This window comes from Pseudomonas sp. NEEL19 (assembly GCF_028751975.1).
GTDB lineage: Bacteria > Pseudomonadota > Gammaproteobacteria > Pseudomonadales > Pseudomonadaceae > Aquipseudomonas > Aquipseudomonas juntendi.
In genome coordinates, this window is the sequence record NZ_CP081491.1 from 3,293,014 (window position 1) to 3,312,884 (window position 19,871).

Below are 19,871 nucleotides of genomic sequence, written 5' to 3' on the forward strand. Positions count from 1 at the left end.
ACCGCGTGGCATCGGGGCCAGAAACCTGCAGCTGCTTCCAACTCATGGCCGGTGCGATTGACGACCACGTCGGTCGCGCAAGCATCTGCATTTGCTTTGGAAAGAGATGGCAATTGTATGGCATCTGACGATGCATCGCCCGTTATCGAAAGGCACCAGAGCGCCCCTGATTACCGGAGCACTCATAGTGGGATCATCGATTGGGCGGCCTGGTCACACCGATCATGCTGAGCAATACCTTTGTGAGTACCGCAGTTGATGGTGAGCTGCACAACAAATGGCCAAGCTGAACCAACATGGCTGACATCTAGCAGGAAGTGCCGTCTTGGGGGATGGACGACCTGGCTCGGCAGCTCACCCACCGATACGGCAGCAGCAAAGCATGTGCCCGCTGCGTCGGCAGTCGCGTGAGAATATCCTTTCCGAGAGCATACGGGTCATGTCCATCAGGCTAAACAAAGGGATCTGAAAATACCCGTGCTAGACACATCTTTGGGTAATCCCCCTTGCACCCTTGCAAGGGGGTTGGTAGATTTCGACTCGCGTCAGGTAGGCGCATCTCACTCGTCAGTGGCAGCTGGAAACGGCACTACCTGCAATACCTCTTATGCATAGGCCGTGTTTTATCTGGCCCCTAGCGACGTAGACGAGTGGCGTAGCTCATGGGGAGGAGAAGAACATGAGCACTACTGATACACCCCCCTCTACCCTTCGTGGTATCCGGCGAAAAGCTACAAAGCTTAAGCGCGAAAAACACATCCCCCACAATGAAGCTCTTGATGCTGCTGCGCGTGAGTCTGGCTTCCAGGACTTCCATCACGCTCGGCGCTCGCTACAGCGCGGCTTTCCTGCGCCAGACCCAAAGCCAAACTCAACCCCGACCGAACCCCAAACATCCCCTGAAAAGACGCGCGAACAAGGAACAGTCATGGGCATCAAAATGAATCTCGCCAAAGACCAACATGGACGAGAGTGGGACGCAAACACCTACCACCGCGGGATGGGTGCGGAGCCCTTGATGTGCACGCATTGCGGTGTCGCGGTCACTCACAATCCATCTCACACGCGCGAGATGTACGACAAATCTGTTCTGGTGCCCGGGTACTTCCGACTGCTTCCGAAAGGCGCTCATGCTTCGCATTGTCGCTTTGGAGTGGACGAAGAGGTCGACAAGATTGCAATGGAATCTGAAGGTCTGATCGAAAGCATCCAGCGGAACAAATATCGTATGCGCCTAGTGATGATCAAAGAGGCATTGGAAGGAGGTAGCATCGCACAAGACCAGAATTCTGATGGTTCGCGAGCGAAGACGGGCCGCACCTACACCCGCAATCCCAACCTCCTGCCCGCCTACATCAACTCCGCGACCCGCGCCCTCAAGTTGAGGGCTCTCTGCGCGAGCAACCAAGACATCGAGCAGCATTTGGAGCTGATTTTCGAAGGCAATGTCAAGGTTAGCTGGGATCAGTTTTACTACGAAACGGAACGGCACATGGAAGCCTTCCACGCGGTATCACAAAACGTCGTTCAACACCCTATCGCCATCCAGGGCAATGTTAAAAGCGTTCGTAGGGGGCTAAAAGGAGATGCAAGCAAGAATGTGCTTAACCTGCAGATGAACCCCTTCCGCATCGATCAAGACGATGCTGATAACGGTATCGGCTTGGAAGTCAGCGTGTGGTCAAGGGAGACAGCCTGGTTCAATGGCATTGAGGATGGCGACGACGTTGTAGTGCTAGGCGTGTGGAAATCCAGCATTACCCCACCCTCTGCTGCGCCACGAGAAGGAGGAAGATTCAAGACCCTCACTAAGCGCAGGCTCAGCTTGAGCTTGGTACTCAAACCGCAGATATCGAAGGTTCAATGAGAATCCTGTTACTCGACCCAGTCTAACCTGGTGCAGGCCTCCCCAATATCGCCCCGGCTACGTCGGGGCATTCTGTTTATGGGTCGCATGGGTCACGCCACCGCATCTAAAAGCGCGGCCCGACGATAACCGAAACCCCTTAGTGATCCAGGTTGCGCGCATCGAATTCGATCTCACTCAGAAGGATTTGCAAAGTCCCTTACGCCTCTGTCGCACCGCTTGTCATGCTGTTGAAGCCCTGGGCAAGGCCCTGTGTATGCTAATGCATCACTCGGAACCATGGTCGTCCGCTGATGAGTCCGAAAACAAGCAATAGTTTGGTACCCAGCAACATCCTGCGAACTCAGCATATTGCCCCCCGAATTTTGGACGCAACAAGCCGTATCCAGAGCCTGTGTCCGACTCAAAATTTTTTTGCCTGTAAGAGACTCAATTTGTATTCAAAGCGCAGGCGGCGGCTTTGCCGCCGAAATGCCGACCTCCCCCCTCCCCTACCCCTTGCTGACTGATCTGTTCAGCTCGAAAACCGGACACCTCCAGATCACCATCAAGAGCAAAGGCAAAATCAGAGAAGCGAAAAGCAGGCTAGGTTTTTCCTGAAAAAACGTGGTGGCTGAGGCACCACCGCTTTTCTCTTGCCCTCGAATATAAAAACTCCGGCTCGCTTAAAATTTTTCAAGGGGGGTGGGTTATGAACTCGTCGCACTTTTGAAAGAAATGTCCCATCCAAGCAAGTTTGTCTGGAACTGACCCGACTAATCGCGCCATTTCACGGCGCCATTTGATGGACGCCAGGCCACAAGAATTTATCTGTCCCCGAAGACGAATCCCCCTGACCCGACCTCGATCACGATGGGTTTGCGGAGCTAGCCAAGTAGCGGCTTACCGCCATGATGGCAGTGGGCTAGAATGACCCATCTCTAAGTTTTGCGATGCGGATATGCCGAAGGATCGACCCTCCAAACGCTCTAAAACCGTTGTGGCTCCGCAACCCGCGAAACCCCGGAAAAAATTAGCAAGCCCTGCTGCAACGGGCGACCGGGGAGGCGCATTTGAGCGCCGCGTTCAGGCTGTCCGTCTTTTGGCCATGTGCCTCGGTGCAGCATGCTCAGGGGTTCGTCAGGACTTCACCGTCGTCAAACTGCAATTCCAGGGCCGCATCCACGAGCACAACACTGACGACTTGGTTGTGTCGACACACTGCTGCGCTACAGGTCAGACGGCGACGGTGCGGATGCAGATGAAACGGTCATTGAGGGCTACCGCCAACCCTGTCTTTGAAGAGGCCGTTGGATTAGCCTGGTTGGATTTTGAGAGCGCAGATTTCCAGCGCGAGCTTGATGAAACGCTGATTGTCTTTGATGTAGCTAGCACCGGCGCCATGAAGGGTGCAATCGAGGTAGTCAACTTCGCTCGGTCATCCACGTCTTTCGAGTCCTGGGACACGAAGGTTCACGCCCCAGGGTTTAGTAATGACGCTATCCGTACCGCCTACAGCGCGATAAAGGCAGCGGTCGAGACGTATAGCGAGAGCCTCGTCCGCCCAGAAGAACTGCATCAGTTCGTGCTTCATCTTCGGTTCCTTGCGCAGGATCTCGATTCAGACAGGGCCGATGGTGTAGAGACCCAAAAAACCCTTATACGCCACAGCCTGCCGGCACATGATGCCGACGCTGTATGGGCAAAGCTTATGGAGGTCTGCGCGGAACTCAATGGCCAAGCGGGTGAAGTAGATCTTCCATCACTTGGGCGTCACCTCGGGCAATTGGCAGATGTCTTCGCCTCCACTCGCAAGTTCCGGGCGGGCCTGATCAACCTAACCAGCGGAAAAACCAATGTCCACGTCGGTGAGAGCCCCGATCTGCAGGGGCTCATTGAGCTGCTCGCCCCATTGTTAGGAAAGAAATCCATAGCGAGTGTTCGGATGTCGACGGATGACCTGCCACCGTCCCGTCCAAATTCAGCGAACTCATCCGTTTCACGGCGCTTGGACAGGATCGGAGAATGGCAGAAAGATAATCGCTACAGTGATTCCCTCGAAGACCTGGAGTTGCTTGAGCCCGATTTTCCAGAGTTCGACGAGCATCAAAAAGCACGGTGGTATCTCCTTCGCGGTGCTGCTCACTGGCATCTGGGAGATAACGAAGCAGCTGCGGCAGACTTCGAGCTCGCACCGGCATTCTGCAACACGGACGACCGTGTATGCGCTGCGGGAATTCGAGCATTCATGCTTCGCAACGACTCGGAGCAAGCTGCGGCACTAGGGCGAACCCTTGTCGCTCGGTTCCCAGAGTCATTCATCGTCTGGATGGCCGCCACCAATGCCTTAATACAAAACGGCGAGCGTTTTACTGCATCTGACATACCTGAGCCCTTTCTCGAAAAAGCAGCTTCCTGGCAATTGGTCGCAAGCGCCTGCGAAAACGCCGAGGAAGATGAAGGGGCCGTTCAGGCCATTCAAATCGCAATGAGCAAAGCGGATGTCACGTTTTTTGTGCGTGAGAATTATCTGCGCCAGGTACTTCGGCTTATCGCTGGCAGCCCTATCCATGTGTTCAGCCGCGCTCTGCCAGAGGATCGCGCCGCACTTTTGGCCGACGCAGTATCGAGGTTTGATAACCGAGAGCAAGCGCTTTGGACTGTTCAGGTACCAAATGCTCAGAAGGAAGCAACTCTTCATCTTGCTTACGCACTGGTGCTACTGAGGAGACCTCAGGAATCCCTCGCGCTTATCGAGGAGGGCAGGCGACGTGGAATTGCCGAATCGCCTGAGATCCTTCGCTTCGAGCTTGAAGCGCTCTGCGACATGAAGCGCCTTGGGGACGCCGTCAACCGCTTCTCAGCCCGGTTAGAGGAGCTCCCAGACGAGGCGTTACTGGTATTTGCTGAGGCCTGCTTCAACTCCGACCATTACGAGCTCATCGAACGGGTGAACGCCGAGGTTCTGACACGGCCCCGATCCGAAACCATCAGAGTCACCCAAGAGAAACTCAAGTATCTACGCTGGGAATGGCTGCTGAAATGCCATGACAACGCGATTTTGCTGGATGAGATTGCGGAACGAGGAGTTACGCCGCGAAGCGATTGCATAGGTGACCTCGTGTTCGCGGCTCGTGCTCATATGGGCAAGAGTGGCGATGAAACGAAACGCTCAGCATTCATAGATCGAGTAGCTGAGCTTGTGCCAGATATCTCGGATCCGCATGAGTTGGCCATGGCCGGACAGCTGATGGCGCGGGTCAAGCGCTACCGGGATGCGATTGGCGCATTGGAGCGCTTGCTTCCAAACAACACCTTCACACCATTGCATGTATGTTTGCTCAACTGCTACGTCCATACAGAGCATCGTGCACGTGCACGTGATCTATTGGGCACCATGCCTGCGACGTGGATCAAATCGGGCGAGGCGCAGGATCTCGCGTTGACCCTTTACCGCGCAGCAGGCGATTGGGCCCGTATGCGCCTCGTGGCAGAAGCCGTTGTCCGATCCCTGCCCTCAGACTCATCTGCCTGGCTTCAGCTTGTCCAGATTGCGGCCAGCGAAAACGCCGATGATTTCGAGCAAATTCTCCACAGTGTTCCGGAGCGACTGGATGGCGATCCCAAGGACATCCTCCTAATTGCCAATGCTGAGCTTCGATATGGAGCGGTGGCAAAAGGACTGCAGAGGGTGTACCAGGTGATGCGCAACAACCTGGATGACGTAGAGATTGCTGCGACTCATTTATCAATGATGCTCGTGGCCCGGAAAGCGTCTGAAGAGATTCTCAATGCACCTACACAGGTGGGGCCAGGGTGCAGCGTGGAGGTGGTCGACGTCCGTGGCAACACTCACCATGTCACCATTGACCTGGAATGCGACCAAGATCTGCGCCCGAGTGCGGAATTCATAAGTCCATCAAGCGCACATGCTCAAGCGCTGCTGGGACTTCAGGTTCGGGAGTTCTCGCAAGCCAACCGGGGTGTAGCCACGTCTAGTCAATTCCAAATCAAAAGCATCACAACAGTTCACAAGCGCCTGATCGACCTATCCTATCGATGCGCTAACAACACCTTCAATCCCAGCACCACCATGACGGCGATTGAATTGCCAGAGAACGAGGATGGCAGCTACGATTTTTCTGAAATCCAGGAAATGTTGGAAAGCCGCAACGTTCAGGTCGCTCACACGCTTGATATCTACCAACACCACGCGGCCTCCCTGGGTCTAGTAGCGAAAATGCTCGGCCTTGATGTAATCGACATCATCTGCCGTTGGCCGGTTGACGCGCCGCCCCTTGAGGTATCAACGGGATTGCCGGAACGCCATGGGACATTTGCCTGCGCCGGCCAAGAACAAGGGCCTCTGGTCGTCGACCTTTCAATTCTCGTGGAGCTGGCACGGCTGGAAATGCTGGATGTGCTAGAGCACTTCCCAGCGGTGTTCGTGAGCTCCATGACTTTCCAGACATTGGTGGTAAAGCTTGAAAAAATTGCTGCCTTCCCAACCAGCGCCACCCTGTACTCACATGAGGGGCGACTAGGTTTTACAGAGCAGTCCGCAGACCAGTTGTCGCGTGACCATGCGCTCATCGAGGCAATCCTCCTCGCGATTTCCAGCTACTGCCAAGTGGTGCCTGCGTATGGGCCGGATGAACCTGAAACCAATCTGCCGTCCCTCAATCAGGTCTTGAGTGAGGAAGACTTCAGCTCACTCCTTATCTGTATGGAGCGTAAGGCCGGTCTGCTCGCACTTGATGGCCGGTTGCGGAAATTTGCTTACCTGCTGGAAATCCCCACGGCTTCTCCCCAAGATCTCTTGAAGTATTTGGTTGAACATCAGGCGCTGCGTGCGGCAGAGTACTCACGCGCCATCATGAAGATGGTCATCTCCCGCCGAAACTTCATCGAGATCAGCTCTGCAGATCTCGTCCGGATGATGGATCAAGGTACTGCGTTTGCGACCCAAGGCTTGAATGCTCTGCGTGACTACCTATCAACACCACTTGTGAGATTCAACTCAACATTTCGTGTGGTTCGGGATTTCGTATGTGACATGTATGCCGAGGTACGCTGCGATTTTGGTGCTATGTGTGAGTTGATTGAATACTGCCTTGAACCCCTGCTGAGGCATGATGACTGCCCTCCAGATCTCGACGGAAGGTTTCTCAACATGTTGAAGATCCGCCTTCGAGGTACCAACATTGACTGGAGTTTTCACCACCTGCTCAAGAAGGCAATCCAGCGAGCCAAGGAGCGATCTCTCCGACCAGTAACCCCCGTCGCCATGGTGGCGCAGCCCATCATGGGGCTATGCCCGCCGCTGTATTCAAGCCCGGATCCAATTTGGGAGATCCCGACAGGGTGATGAGTGTAGAGAGCTAAAGCGAGCATCAATTACCCTCACCGGTACATCCGGTAATCGCTACAGGATTTCAGAATGCTTGATCTAGCGCTGCTGGCTGCGACGATACTATGTCCCACATTGACCACCTTCTGGCTAGTCATCAGAAAACTCGGCGAGGGTCATGACTTAAATACCAAAGCACGCTCTGTCTTTGAGCTCAATACCGAGCATGGATTGATCAAGCAAGGTTTGCTGTGGTTAGCCATCGGCATTCCCTTGAGCCTAGGTTTCGCATTCGGCTTATGGACTTGGTCAGGTTATGAGGTAAGCCTCACACCCGAAGGGTATAAAAAGTTTGCTGAGATAAGTCTCCTTCCTCTGGCGCTCATGTCAATGTCACTGCCATTAGCCGCTTTGGTTGCGCGCTTTCACTCGACCCAGCAATCTGCCAGACAAATCGTGCTAAGCCGAACCAAGAACAACTTAGACGCTTACTATGCGCATCGAAAAGCCATGTTCGAATACTTCAAAGAAATAGACGACACAAAATATTTCAATCAATATACCTTCAGCTACAAAACCCATCCAGTGATCCATAAAAGATTTTTTATTGGCACACCTGAAGACGGCACGCCCGCCGCACATAAGCATGCCTTTGAACAAACTGAAAGATTTATACTCAGCGCCGCTAATCTTTTAAGCGGCGTACTGGACGGCAGCAACAATAACTCATTCAGCTTTTATCTGGCTGCAAGCACTGACATATATCACGCAGCAAGAAAACTAAACATCAAAAAAATATACATGACCATGAGAGAGCAAGGAGTGCATGTGCGATATGACGACGACTCCGACGCCCCGACTTTTGGAACAAGCACCTTAGAAACTTTGGCTGCACTCCGCTTTACCTTGGAGTACTACAACAATCTGTGCGATTTTTCGGGCAGAGATCGTATGGATATCCCTGCTGACTTAGAAGCCGTATTCACAAAAACCGAGTTCTGGCTGAACAAGGGGAAATTCATTGAGGCACTGCATGAGGGCCCAATTGCTCAGTTGGTAGCCAGCGGCAGCGCGAGCCTCGGAGAGCTGCATTACACGCTTGAACCTGGGTATGTCGGGCCACGGTAAGGACGGCAGTTACCTGCCGCCCCCCGCACAGTTCAACCTTAAGCGCCGAACCAAGTCATCTTCAGACCCGCTTCCAGAGAGGCCTTAAAGGAATAATCGCTGTGAGGGGAGGCATTGCTAGGGAAATGCGCAACTGGCCAATGAGCTCGCGCATTGGCGCCTTCCAACCACCAGATGGAAGTGACACCAAATCGCAGGAAGGTTGAGCATGCTCACGCAATAGTGTGTTCACCGGATTTTGGATACCAAGCCATTCGATCCAGAGCGGCTCTCACTATGACGATGAGAAAAAGGTAGGATGCTTATAAAAATGGGCCAAGGAGGAGCCCTAATGGCTGGCTGACGGGAAACAAAAGTATGAATGCGCCGGCGGAGCCTGGCCCGACCAACCTCCGCGCATAGCGCTTGGCGATCTGCTCACCGCTCCAGGCAATATCAGGGGTGTACTTTCGAATCTGAATCATCAGCGCATTCTCTGGTTTCTGATCTGGCCAGAGGCTACCAAATTGCTTGATGAATCAGCTGACTGCCAAGGTAACTGGCTGTGTCGTCAATTTGAAATTCTGTATGTGCAAAGCGCCCTAACAACGCTCAAGCACCAAATCCATGCTCCACCTTTGCCAACGTTTCCATCACGAGGAGATAGCCGTCCTCGGTTTCAGCGCATTCCAATGCCGACATCCCGCCGAACTGAGACTTAACCTGGACAGCCCATGCGGCAGCCCTCCCTTTGTCGCCAAACACTTTCTCCGCTCGGCTGAGTACCTGCTGGCGTTTGTCCACCTTGTACCTCCAGAGTCAATCTGTTCGGACATCACTGTAGCATTGCGGATGGGCACCCAAGCACTCGCAACTGGTATTCCGAGACAGCTTGGAACAGCTGCTCAGCCTGATGCCTCAACGCATCGAGCTCATCAGATGGCATTCTGCTTCCTTGGCCTCGTGCTAGCGCGTGAGCGCATCAAGCGCGCTGGTCATCAGTGGCTCGCCGGGCTCAAGGATGGCAAACACATCTTTGTTCATGAGCCTCAGTCCGATGGCAAGATTTCTGGCAGCTTAGCTCAGCAGCATCGCCTAGCGTATGCCCATTAGAGAAAAGTCCCGCAGAGCGGGGCCTTCGAGCTATTAGACCGAGGGGCAGCGATCAAGAAAGCCAGGACTCAACCACGTCTGAGCCATACTCAGCTTTCCACTGCTTGAGCACCGTGTGATTGCCGCCTTTGGTCTCAATACGCTCGCCGCTGTTCGGATTGACGTAGACCTTCAATTGGCGCTCCCGACGAGGAGCTTTACCTGCGACTGCAGGCGATACGGAACGAACGCCGCGCTGTGGATCCAAGATGTCGATGATGTGACGCAGGCTGAAGCCATACTCGTTCAGCAGGGCACGGAGTTTCTCTTCAAACGCAATTTCACGCTGCAATTCACTACTGCCCTTAAGAGCCTCCAACTCTGCCAGCTGAGCTGCCAAGGTTTGTTCCAGCTTACGGTATTCTGCCAAGCGCGACATTTGAAACCCTCAATCCTAGTGAATAATGAGATACAGGATATATCATTTAAACACCAACTAAACAATGGTTTTTCTATTTTTAAGCCCCTGGGGTTGCACATTGCAACATAGCGGATCGACAAGACGCCTTAGCGAGCACCCCACGGAACCAGCCCTCTACTTGCATATCAGCTTTTTAGTCCTCACGCGACCAACGACAGCTACTTATAGATATGAACTGCTGGATTGCCAAAGCCCCTCGTTCATTCCGGGCCTTGGATCCCGGCTTCATCAATGCCTCCTCCACTTTACCGCGAGTGGCTTCGTACATGGCGAATGCGTTAAATTCGTGGTCAAGCAACACCAGTAGTACAGTATCAAAGGTTTGCCTAAGATCAATAGCGCCCAAACGACCATTGATTTTTCCAGGCCATGCAACGCATCGCCCTTTGATCTGGATGGTGACTACTGCGCCCTGGCCAACCTCAGTCGCGTCATAGCCTGCCTGTCTAGCAGGATGCAGTTTCAGGTTGAGTTTTGTCGCTGCTTCATATTCCGCCACCTCACCAGTGATTCCTAGAGGTTTTCCAGTGAGTTTGTAATACCGCCTAGCTAGTACCTTTGCTTCACGCAATATTTCTAAAATTTCAGTTTGGGGCGATTCGGAGGCTTGAGCCCTGGCAAGTTCACTAACAGAATTCAATGATGCCTCCTATACACCAGGCGCCGGTTCGGTTCCTCGTGCTGTTCACATTGTGAAGACCTGCTTTTCACCCAATTTTCACAGCCCGTCAGTAAGCTGAAACCATCCCTACGTGATAGACCCTCGCCCGCCTCAGCGGGCATCTTTTTCCTTCACAACCACCTAAACCCAGACTTGGGTTAAACCATTCCTACGTCCAGACGCCCTCCTGAAGAATTTAGAACGTAAGCCCTTGGCTGTTCTCGGCTAGGTTCAGTACGGTTCTTGCTTAAGCTCTAGCGCTTAAATCCCTTACCGAGTGCAAGCTAAAGCAGCCAGACCCAAGGAGAGGTGATGAAATTAGACCGTCGGAGATTTGTCCAGCTCAGCTCAATCATAGGCGCAGGACTGATGCTTCCTGCATGCGCCTCAGGGGTGAGCACCCCATCTTCAACCCGGCTCGTGATTAGACGCTCATCACCATGGATCCTAAGCTAGGGGATTTGAAGAATACAGACATCTGGATTGAGAACGGCACGATCCGTGGCATAGGGAAAGGACTTGCCCCTGCCGATGCTCAAGTCTTGGAGGGTGATGGCATGCTAGTCCTTCCAGGTTTCATCAATACTCACTGGCATCTATGGAATAGCCTCCTGCGCAGCAGCGCACCTATTCCAGGCGGCCCCGCTTTTTTTGTCACTCAGCAAGGCACCAGCAAACGTTTCACACCGAGCCTGACCGAACTCAGCGTACAGGTAAGCTTGGCGGAGGCATTGCATGCGGGTTTCACCACGGTAATCCATTCATGCTGATGCAGACGTGTCTAAATCTAGCGATCGCAACCACTGGCAATGAGCAGACAATGACAGCTCGCGATGTGCTCAGGTGGGCCACACAAGGCGCGGCTGACGCGATGGCTCTGGGAGCCGAAATCGGTTCACTCACCGTGGGCAAACTAGCAGACCTCATCATGGTGAATGCTAAAAATATAGGCATGTTCCCGGTTATTGATCCCGTGGCATCCATCGTCCAGTCCGCATCTCCAGCTGATGTAGATACTGTTGTAGTCGGGGGGGAAAGTGGTGAAACGCAATGGACGACTGCTAGGCATTGACCTTGTCGCTTTGGAAAAGGCTGCAGCCTACGGAGCCCATGCACTCGTCAGCAGTTCATAAATAAGCAACCTTCGCCCTCACCAAAGAGGGCGAACATACCGCCGACTAGCCCATCAATCGTTGCACCTGCCCCACAGGGCTGCCGCTTGAGGTGGCAGCTTTTGGGCAGACCAGCATGATTTTTCACGCGCTCGGGAAGCGAATCAAATGGCAGACTTTACAAAATCGCCTTTGCGCTCAAACAGTAAACTAATTCACGTGAGGCCTAAATCCGGCCACTCCCGCTCATGCCCGCTCCACTCCCATTCGTTACAGGGGGTTGTAGCGACAAGCTTTGCCTTTAATATTCGCTCGAAAAAAGGTCATATTCAGGCCTACGCGAGCGCTCCGTAAAAACTATGATAGTTATCCCGCAGCGATCGCTCAGTAGTTTAGCCAAGCGTTGGGCGAAACGCTTACCCAACCCCATGCCAGCTATGTCCCTCGCGGTCGCACAGCAAAGCCCTAGCTTTATACTTTACAGTCATACCAAGTGCTTAGCGAGGAACCGGAAGCACCTCATAATCCAGGGTCAAGTAAGCATCCATATTATGCAGACGGTGCCAGTCCTTATTAGATTTCAGCATCACCTGCAGTGCAAATCTAGTACCTACATGATGATTAGCCATTTTCAGGCGAAAGCTGGTGCCTTCGCCCTTCTCAGCAAGGGTTGACGGAATATTACAAACCATCCATGTCACCGTATACTCGCTGGGAAGAAACGTAGAATCAACTTCCACTTCGAACCTGACTTCGTCACCTAGGTATAGCGATTCTGTTATCGAACGGTGGTCACTGGGTGGACTCGGATGCCAGACGGTGCCAAGAGAGTCAGAAAACCTAGTAAACACTGGGGCGGGGAATTTGTCTTGAGCATTCATCTTCGAGTAATATTTCTTGATTGGGGAAATCAGATCACTACAGTAGCATAGCGCTCGCTCAGCATCATGCAGCGATAGCGTGCCTGCATTAGCATGCGACAAAGCATTGCGAATAGGCACCAACAACCTCACTACATCTCTGATCTGCTGCGCCCCCATTGAAAACTCTTCACCCATGACTTCTTTGAAATACTTTTGATACACATCATACTTCCCGACAGCAGCACCAAGGTCGTCGAACAGCAAAGTATCAATTGGGCGAGAATACTGACCGGGGTTTGCAGCAATATAATTTTGAACGCGCTGCCTTGTAGAATTAGAAAATACTGACTGACCGCCCACCTCGGCTGCATTTATGTAATCATCACCAAATTCAGCCTTGAATTTATCATGAATAATTCTACGCAACCAGAGCTCACACGACTCGATTCGCTGACGACAGGAGGTATGAATATCGCTCGAGCTAAGCAAATGAAGCGCCATATTTTATTTTTCCTTAAACTTTAATCACCCCACCCGGCGACCATACGTAATTCTAAACCGAAACCATACCAACTCACAACCTCGGCATGACAACCTAATCATACATTTTAAACGGCATTCAATCCTATTTTAGATAAAAACAATGAGTGGGGCTTCGTCCCAACCCTAGCCATCAACTCTCCGAAATTCAGCTTCAGGTTATAAACCACAGCATATACACCCTGAATAGATCGAAAGCAATCCAGACACGGCGCGAAAGAACCGATCATTCGAAAGTGTCTTGCGACGGCGCTCATTCTCCGTCGGTGCGGATAACCCTAGGAGCACAATGGGGTAACAGTGTCCAGAGCGGTCATTCACATCGACCTCCCGGGGCATGGGCCACGCCGAAATCTGATCCTACGATAGCGGCACAGGCTAACCGAACCACAAGCCACCTGCTTATCGGACAGACGGCAGTCCAACAGCCGTCTGCTGACCGGTTGGGGCCAAACCCAGCTGCAACCGCTAATGCTGCGATTGGCGTTCTGGACGCGATTCAACACATGGCAAAGCCCGCTAGCGCTTAGCAGAGCACATCGCATTGGCGATCCATCTCTCGAATTACGTCGCCAATGCGATTACGTTTTGAGGTCAGTGGGGTCACCTCTTGAATTCAAAGAGATGGTGCAAGAGTTTGCGGACGCCGGCGCGTGGATGGCAGCACAGCTCCTATCAAGGTCAGAGAGGCGAACCGATACCACTGATGGCGATGAAGAACGCCCAGATCCTGAAGCCGATTGATGCGTAATCAGCAAACGGTCAAACCCAGGCCACCCTCCAACCTTAGTCGCAAACTGCTGCAGGAGCGTGCTCAAGCGCTGCAGACAACCATCAGGGTGGCGATACCCGGCTTAACGCTTTAAGGTCGCCATTTTGCCCACAAGGAATGACAGATGGCTGCAAGAGGTGGATTCTCGAACCGCGTTTACCAGGTTCAGGATATTTTCAGTCAGGCGCTGTACCCAAGAATGCGTGAGGAACCGCTGCTGAACGAAGCAGATGAGCTGGTAATTCCAGTGAGAAATATCGACAGTCCCCATTTCAGGCGGATTGGCCGGGCCTCCTTCGGCACGCGTCTAGGAAGAGGCGAAAACGACCCCACGCACGATAAATGCGTGAGCTTGCTGTACAAAAACATGAGTAGCGACACAATCAACCGTGTCTCGATCTCAGTCTACGTCTTCGATGACAACGGGGGATATCAGGAACAGGTAGTCTTTTCCACCCTGGCTGGGACAGATTACCGATGGTTCATGGAAAGCACCGCTCGCGTAGGCTTTCACGACGATAGGTACATCCAACCCGACCTCTCTGGGCGGGATGCCAACAAGTTCTTTCCCACCTCCAGCTCCCCTAACGTGATCATCGAGGTGATCCGTACCCACATTCCTGAAGAGACGACATTCGCGCGCTTACAGGAGCTCTCCAAGGCAAACACACTGGTGGTCTTCTACTTCATCAATGAGCAAGAGGATGGAAGCAAAATCAACAGGTATCGTAAAAGAGATGACCATTTGACGATACGTGTATCGAGGTACATGGTCGGCGGAGAGGTCTTTGTGAATGGATCGCCAGTGTTCGCTCAGCAGCCTGAGGAGAGCTTTTCACATTGGTATCGCTTCCTCTCCAACTCTTTCTTCGCTGAAGGCATGAGACAGGCAAAATAGCCTACGGCGTCAGGGGCTGGAGGATGCACTGGGCTTCTCGCACGATCTGCCCTACCACCCTCCTCTGGTGCGCTACCGCTTCCCAATATCCCTGACGCTCCGCCAGTGCCATTGCAAGTTCATAATCCTGCTGCCTGATGGCCAAGTCTGTGTACTTACGAACCACATCAGGTCGGACGGCAAACAACGTTTCCTCAGCCGAGCGGATCGCAGTCTCCTCATCCCTGACTATGGGAAAGCCTCCGCCATCGTCGATGGTGTAGCACCATGCGTGACTCTCACCGACCTGGTAATCAAGCCCAAAGCTGAAGGCCAAAGGGTCAACAAAGATCCCTACCTTGATAAATGGCAATCTTGGGTGTGGTCTAGCATCTCGCATCATGATCTCTCGCCGCCTCAAATGTCTGCGCCTCGCCCTAACATCACGTTGGAGCTGTGGCTTCGGTTGATTTGCTCTCATTTCAGTCTGCAGATGGAGCAGAACCGAGCTCAAGGGTTTGTGGTATGAAATATCGAGAGCAGCCGCGTCCCTGGCGCATAACCGCAACGGGTAGAAGGCATAGATGAGCAACAACAGTTTCAGAGTGTCTCGGAGCCGCGTCGTCAACCTACGTGCATTGCACGACCAGATTCTCCAATTGGCACGAGGAACGTCTCTGAAAGGCTGTTTCCGGCTATGGCGATCGCACGCCCCCTAGTACCAGCGTCCCCGGCTTTGATCAGGGAGCCTACTGCGCCCCCCTCACCAACATAAGGACTTAAGATGCTGCAATGGATTACCCGACGATTCCGACGGGCTCGTCAATACCTTCCCTCGAACCATTTTCAGGATATCCCTGGAAGCTACGAGCCCACGATTGATGACCTGAGAGCAGAAGCCATCAATTTCGACCAATATGTGAAAGCTTACATTGAGCGCGCGACGGGAAAAAAGCCGAAGGAATCACTAGGGGACTTGATTCGTCACGTACTAAAAGATCACCCGCAATTCCCTGAACACCCCGAAATTTGGTCGAAGTTCCTGGCTGAGGCGAGAGAGCTCAAAGACTATCGCAATAGCATCATCCACGCAGACACGAAAGGGCTACCTTCCCTACCAGAGCTCTATGTGCGATTTAAAGAAGCAAACGCATTTCTCCGACCGTTCAGAGTCTGCAGTGCCCGTCGCGACCGTTTCACGCAGTTCCGGTGGAAAATTGACTTTCTGAATTTCAAGATTGACGAGCAGCCTTTCAGTTTGTCCCATCAGGACATTGAAAACCTCCTAGCCGAACTGCACCCTTCTTCGCGAAGCAGGGTCTACTTCAAGGCCGGCAAGCAGGTTCATAGCGCAATGCTGGACGTCGAAAATATAGCCCGTACGTACTTCATAGAGGGCTACGAGCCTTTCAAACTGAGCGATGAGGAAGCCATGGCCCTGGACGACTTGCTGATCTGCTTCCTAGGGAACCCTGGGCTCAGGATGCCTTGACCAGAAGTGTTCGCCCCGCCGCTCAACCCCCTCCCCACGGCAGCCTCACTGCGAGTTTAAGCCAAAAGAGTACATTTGTACTCAAAGGCTCTGAGCCCGTCCCTGGCTGTTCTCAAATAGTTTGCCCACCAGCCCCTCCTCCTCAGTCGGTGTAGCTAAGTGCTATCGTACCCCTCTGTCATGGAGTGGATGTCCGAGTGAACGACTACGATTTTTCGCGCCTCAACGACAAAGAATTTGAGGTGCTATGCACTGATCTCATCAGCGCTGAAGAAGGCGTTCGTTTTGAACGTTTCAAACCAGGCAGAGATGGTGGTGTGGATGGCCGTTACTTCAGTCCCAATGAAGGCGAGTGGATCCTTCAGGCCAAGCACTGGGCCGCTACGCCCTTCCCTCGACTTGTAGCCCATCTCCGGTCTTCGGAAGCGCCCAAGGTGGCTGCGCTGGGGCCTGAGCGCTACGTGCTGGTGGTTTCGCATCCACTCTCGAGGTTGAACAAAGAGGAGCTGTTGAAAGCTCTTGACGCCTCTTGCCCTGTGAGCATCTACGGCAAGGAGGATCTGAACGATCTGCTGGCTAGGCATCGTGGGGTTGAGCAAAGGCACTTCAAGCTGTGGATTAGCAGCGCTACGGTGCTCGTTCACCTGCTCAACAATGCCATCATGGGCCGTAGCGATGCGATGATGAGCGAGATTGTTGAGAAGTCTAAAATCTTCGTCCAAACCCGCAATTTCGAATGGGCTGTAGATAAGCTCAATGAACTCGGAACGGTCATTATCACTGGCCAGGCAGGGATCGGGAAAACCACGCTCGCAGAGCAGCTTATCTTGCTCTACGCCAAAAATGGCTTCGAATTTCTTTCCATCAGCCATGACGTGCATGAAGCCGAACAAGCTTACGTGCCTGATAGGCCGCAGCTTTTCTATTTCGACGATTTCCTAGGGAAAAACTACCTAGAGGCACTAACCGGGCATGAAGGCAGCCAGATCGTCAATTTTATCAAGCGAATTAACCGCGACCGGGCGACTAAGAAATTTGTACTGACATCTCGATCTACCATCCTGAACCAGGGTCGCATTCTGAACGACGTCTTTGAACACAACCATGTCGATCGGAATGAGATGGAAATCAGGCTCCAATCGCTTTCCAATCTCGACAAGGCCCACATCCTGTACAACCACATCTGGCACTCAGGCCTGCCGCCAGATTACGTTGAGTCGTTCTATATTGAAAAGCGGTATCATGATGTCATTCGCCACCATAACTTCAACCCGCGCATAATACAGTTCATCACTGACCCGCAGCGGTTGGACGAGGTTCCCGTTGAAGCATATTGGGATCACATTTCTGATCTTTTGGATAACCCCACTAAGATTTGGGAACATCCATTTGAGGCTCAACTCGATGACTTTGGCCGATTCTTGGTGCTATTGGTCGCATTTAACGATGTCAACATTCTGGAGCAAGATTTAGCCAAGGCTTATGCCACAGGTCTACGCATGCCTGAGCATGCGGGCTTCAAGGGAAAACGTGAATTCACCTTTGTAGTTAGGCATCTCTCTAACTCCCTAATCACGCGAGTTATGTCTGGCGAGCAGCGCTTCTACAAATTGTTCAACCCATCCGTGGGGGATTACTTGATCCACCGCTATGCGAACGACGTCCTGCTGCTCAAAACAGTCTGCTGCTGCCTGCGCAGCCTCAGCTGTCTGATCATGCTTAAGGATTTGGCTCAAAATAAGCTGATTTCTTCAAAAACCATGCTCACCATATTTAAGTCGCTGTTTGAGCACGAAGAAGCTTTAGATTTCGAAGACAGCCAGCCGGAATATCTTTCAACCTTATATCAAAACATGTGGTCGAAGCTAGACGAATCGACAACCAAAAAACGACTTCAGCAAACCACTGATGTAATTTTGAGCCAGCCAATCTCTAGAGGCTACTTACACTGTCTAAAAACCTTAGCCGACGCTGTTGAAGACGAAATAGTGCCACCAGCATCGCTGCTCGACTTTGTACTGCAGATAATAGATCATGGTGTCAAGGAGAAGGAGTTTGCCGCGCTTGGAAATCTAGTCAACTCCCTTGAAGTCAATGAGATTACTGAGGCAACAGAACCATTCGCCGAATTGGCTCAAGGTTTAATGTATGATTCGCTGGACGAAATGTTCGAAGAATGCATTGTATTCGGCGACGGTGAGGACTTAGCAGCGGCAAACAAAACTCTCATGAACCTGATTGATGACAAGCTCACCAGCTGGCACATATCACCCTCAAGGTCGATGATCAATGAAATTGTTGAGGCCTATGACGTGCCATTCCGCATGCAAAGATACTTTGAGGAAGATGAACAGGAATACGTGTCACCTCGAGTTGAGCAAAACAGGCTGGAAGCGCTAGACATCGATGATCTTTTTAGCAGAAATTAGTAGTTGTCTGGAGGCCGGAGCCTAGCCATGGATCAGCCTCATCCGGCTCACACGCTGCCTTGTGCAATGGCACTTGTAAACTCAATCAGATTCTGGAAACGCCCTGTTCCTTTACGATCCAGGTGATGACCCTGAATGCCATATGAGCGCGGCCCGTACTGATCGCACCTTTTGGAGTCACCTATCATCAGCACATGATCACGTTCAAAGTCTAAGTTTTCACCAGGTGAAACATCAAGCATGTCGCAAACGCTCCGGTACATGCTCGGATCAGGCTTGAGGGCGCCTGTTTCAGCGCTCAACGAATAAGCATCCAACCCAGGGAGAAGACTTCTGACTCGTGAGCAGTAAGGCCCGGCCAAGTTAGAACACACCCCGACTTTGATACCATACCCTTGGAGGTGCTCGATAGCTGGCATAGCGTCGTCAAAACACCTAATCGATTCGAGTTCACAATCAAGCATATCCTGAAGCTCGATCAACTGGACAGATGAGAGTTTGATTCCAAATAAATGAGCGGCCTCCCGGAGGCCTCCATTGAGAGCCATCAAGGCACGCAGGTCAGAAGGCAGAGTCACTCGCCCCTGCTGCGAGCCAATCCGTAGCAGCCACTTGTAGGGATTCTGACGATTCTGAATTTCAATGAGTGTCCCGAAAGCATCGAAAATAACCGCAGTTGTCATTTGGCTCCTCATGAGCACTGAGCGCACTCAATCAATCTACCGACTAACGAACAGCAACACCATGAGTCGCAAGGTCTGCTACCAATGTTTTTCGACGCAACATTCCTGGAATCGTGAATACGCACCGATAGGCATAATAAAGAGCAAGCGGAATGAATAGCAAGCCCAAACCAAATGTAGCAACACCAATAACCGCTCCTGCAGGCACTGCCACCAACGCCATCAGGACACCTTTCAAGACAGTGGACTTTACAATTCGCTGCATATTATCAAGATCATGCTCTACCTTCCCATTCTCTTTCTCAATAGCAACAAGAACAATTGACTTCTTGGAGAAATGCTTGTAATACCAAGTTCGAGGACTATCAGTGACAAGTGCGCCATGCCTCTTCAAGTAATCGACCATCACAACTTGTTTGAAGTGGAAGGTATTCCCATCAGCATCCTCGCACCTGACTTGATCGTAGAGCGCATCCGAATCACCCCTAGCTTTAACGTTGTAATTTTTGACAATGAGCGTCTTTTTTTCAGATCAGACATATCTTTCCTTAATCATCACAGTATAT

The 19,871-nt window shown here is 52.2% G+C and carries 14 protein-coding genes; 8 read left to right on the forward strand and 6 right to left on the reverse strand.

The window, feature by feature from the left end:
• Positions 1 to 679 precede the first annotated feature (679 nt).
• The 3 genes from K4A76_RS14665 (at position 680) to K4A76_RS14675 (ending at position 8,324) form a co-directional block, all read left to right on the forward strand.
• On the forward strand, positions 680 to 1,867 hold the full coding sequence (locus K4A76_RS14665; RefSeq protein ID WP_274410566.1) for a hypothetical protein: 1,188 nt from the start codon (positions 680 to 682) through the stop codon (positions 1,865 to 1,867).
• Between the two features lie 940 nt (positions 1,868 to 2,807).
• A complete protein-coding gene (locus K4A76_RS14670) occupies positions 2,808 to 7,214 on the forward strand; it encodes a tetratricopeptide repeat protein (RefSeq protein ID WP_274410567.1) in 4,407 nt (1,468 codons plus the stop codon).
• A gap of 72 nt (positions 7,215 to 7,286) precedes the next feature.
• The gene (locus K4A76_RS14675; protein WP_274410568.1) at positions 7,287 to 8,324 is read left to right on the forward strand and encodes a hypothetical protein; all 1,038 of its coding nucleotides are present in this window, start codon (positions 7,287 to 7,289) and stop codon (positions 8,322 to 8,324) included.
• Between the two features lie 591 nt (positions 8,325 to 8,915).
• Here the strand turns inward: K4A76_RS14675 and K4A76_RS14680 are convergent.
• From K4A76_RS14680 to K4A76_RS14690, 3 genes are all read right to left on the reverse strand, one after another.
• A complete protein-coding gene (locus tag K4A76_RS14680) occupies positions 8,916 to 9,107 on the reverse strand; it encodes an MbcA/ParS/Xre antitoxin family protein (protein ID WP_274410569.1) in 192 nt (63 codons plus the stop codon).
• A gap of 361 nt (positions 9,108 to 9,468) precedes the next feature.
• The gene (locus tag K4A76_RS14685) at positions 9,469 to 9,834 is read right to left on the reverse strand and encodes a histone-like nucleoid-structuring protein, MvaT/MvaU family (protein ID WP_274410570.1); all 366 of its coding nucleotides are present in this window, start codon (positions 9,832 to 9,834) and stop codon (positions 9,469 to 9,471) included.
• 175 nt (positions 9,835 to 10,009) lie between these two features.
• A complete protein-coding gene (locus K4A76_RS14690; RefSeq protein ID WP_274410571.1) occupies positions 10,010 to 10,516 on the reverse strand; it encodes a hypothetical protein in 507 nt (168 codons plus the stop codon).
• 461 nt (positions 10,517 to 10,977) lie between these two features.
• On the opposite strand from K4A76_RS14690, the gene K4A76_RS14695 reads away from it, so the two are divergent.
• Complete coding sequence (locus K4A76_RS14695; protein WP_274410572.1) at positions 10,978 to 11,307, forward strand: amidohydrolase family protein; 330 nt, start codon at positions 10,978 to 10,980, stop codon at positions 11,305 to 11,307.
• Complete coding sequence (locus K4A76_RS14700; protein WP_274410573.1) at positions 11,301 to 11,609, forward strand: amidohydrolase family protein; 309 nt, start codon at positions 11,301 to 11,303, stop codon at positions 11,607 to 11,609. Before K4A76_RS14695 ends, K4A76_RS14700 begins: the two co-directional genes overlap by 7 nt.
• 537 nt (positions 11,610 to 12,146) lie before the next feature.
• Here the strand turns inward: K4A76_RS14700 and K4A76_RS14705 are convergent.
• A complete protein-coding gene (locus tag K4A76_RS14705; RefSeq protein ID WP_274410574.1) occupies positions 12,147 to 13,013 on the reverse strand; it encodes a hypothetical protein in 867 nt (288 codons plus the stop codon).
• Between the two features lie 935 nt (positions 13,014 to 13,948).
• Between K4A76_RS14705 and K4A76_RS14710 the strand changes: the two genes are divergently transcribed.
• The 3 genes from K4A76_RS14710 to K4A76_RS14720 all read left to right on the forward strand — a co-directional run bounded on the left by K4A76_RS14710 (position 13,949) and on the right by K4A76_RS14720 (position 18,622).
• A complete protein-coding gene (locus K4A76_RS14710) occupies positions 13,949 to 14,722 on the forward strand; it encodes a hypothetical protein (protein WP_274410575.1) in 774 nt (257 codons plus the stop codon).
• A gap of 763 nt (positions 14,723 to 15,485) precedes the next feature.
• Entirely contained in the window at positions 15,486 to 16,193 is a 708-nt protein-coding gene (locus K4A76_RS14715; protein WP_274410576.1) for a hypothetical protein, read from the forward strand.
• Positions 16,194 to 16,390: 197 nt separating this feature from the next.
• Positions 16,391 to 18,622, forward strand: coding sequence for a restriction endonuclease (locus K4A76_RS14720; RefSeq protein ID WP_274410577.1), 2,232 nt, complete (start codon positions 16,391 to 16,393; stop codon positions 18,620 to 18,622).
• Between the two features lie 47 nt (positions 18,623 to 18,669).
• Here the strand turns inward: K4A76_RS14720 and K4A76_RS14725 are convergent, their stop codons facing one another.
• On the reverse strand, positions 18,670 to 19,305 hold the full coding sequence (locus K4A76_RS14725) for an HAD family hydrolase (protein ID WP_274410578.1): 636 nt from the start codon (positions 19,303 to 19,305) through the stop codon (positions 18,670 to 18,672).
• A 43-nt stretch (positions 19,306 to 19,348) separates the two neighbouring features.
• Complete coding sequence (locus K4A76_RS14730) at positions 19,349 to 19,711, reverse strand: hypothetical protein (RefSeq protein WP_443218402.1); 363 nt, start codon at positions 19,709 to 19,711, stop codon at positions 19,349 to 19,351.
• Between the last annotated feature and the right edge of the window lie 160 nt (positions 19,712 to 19,871).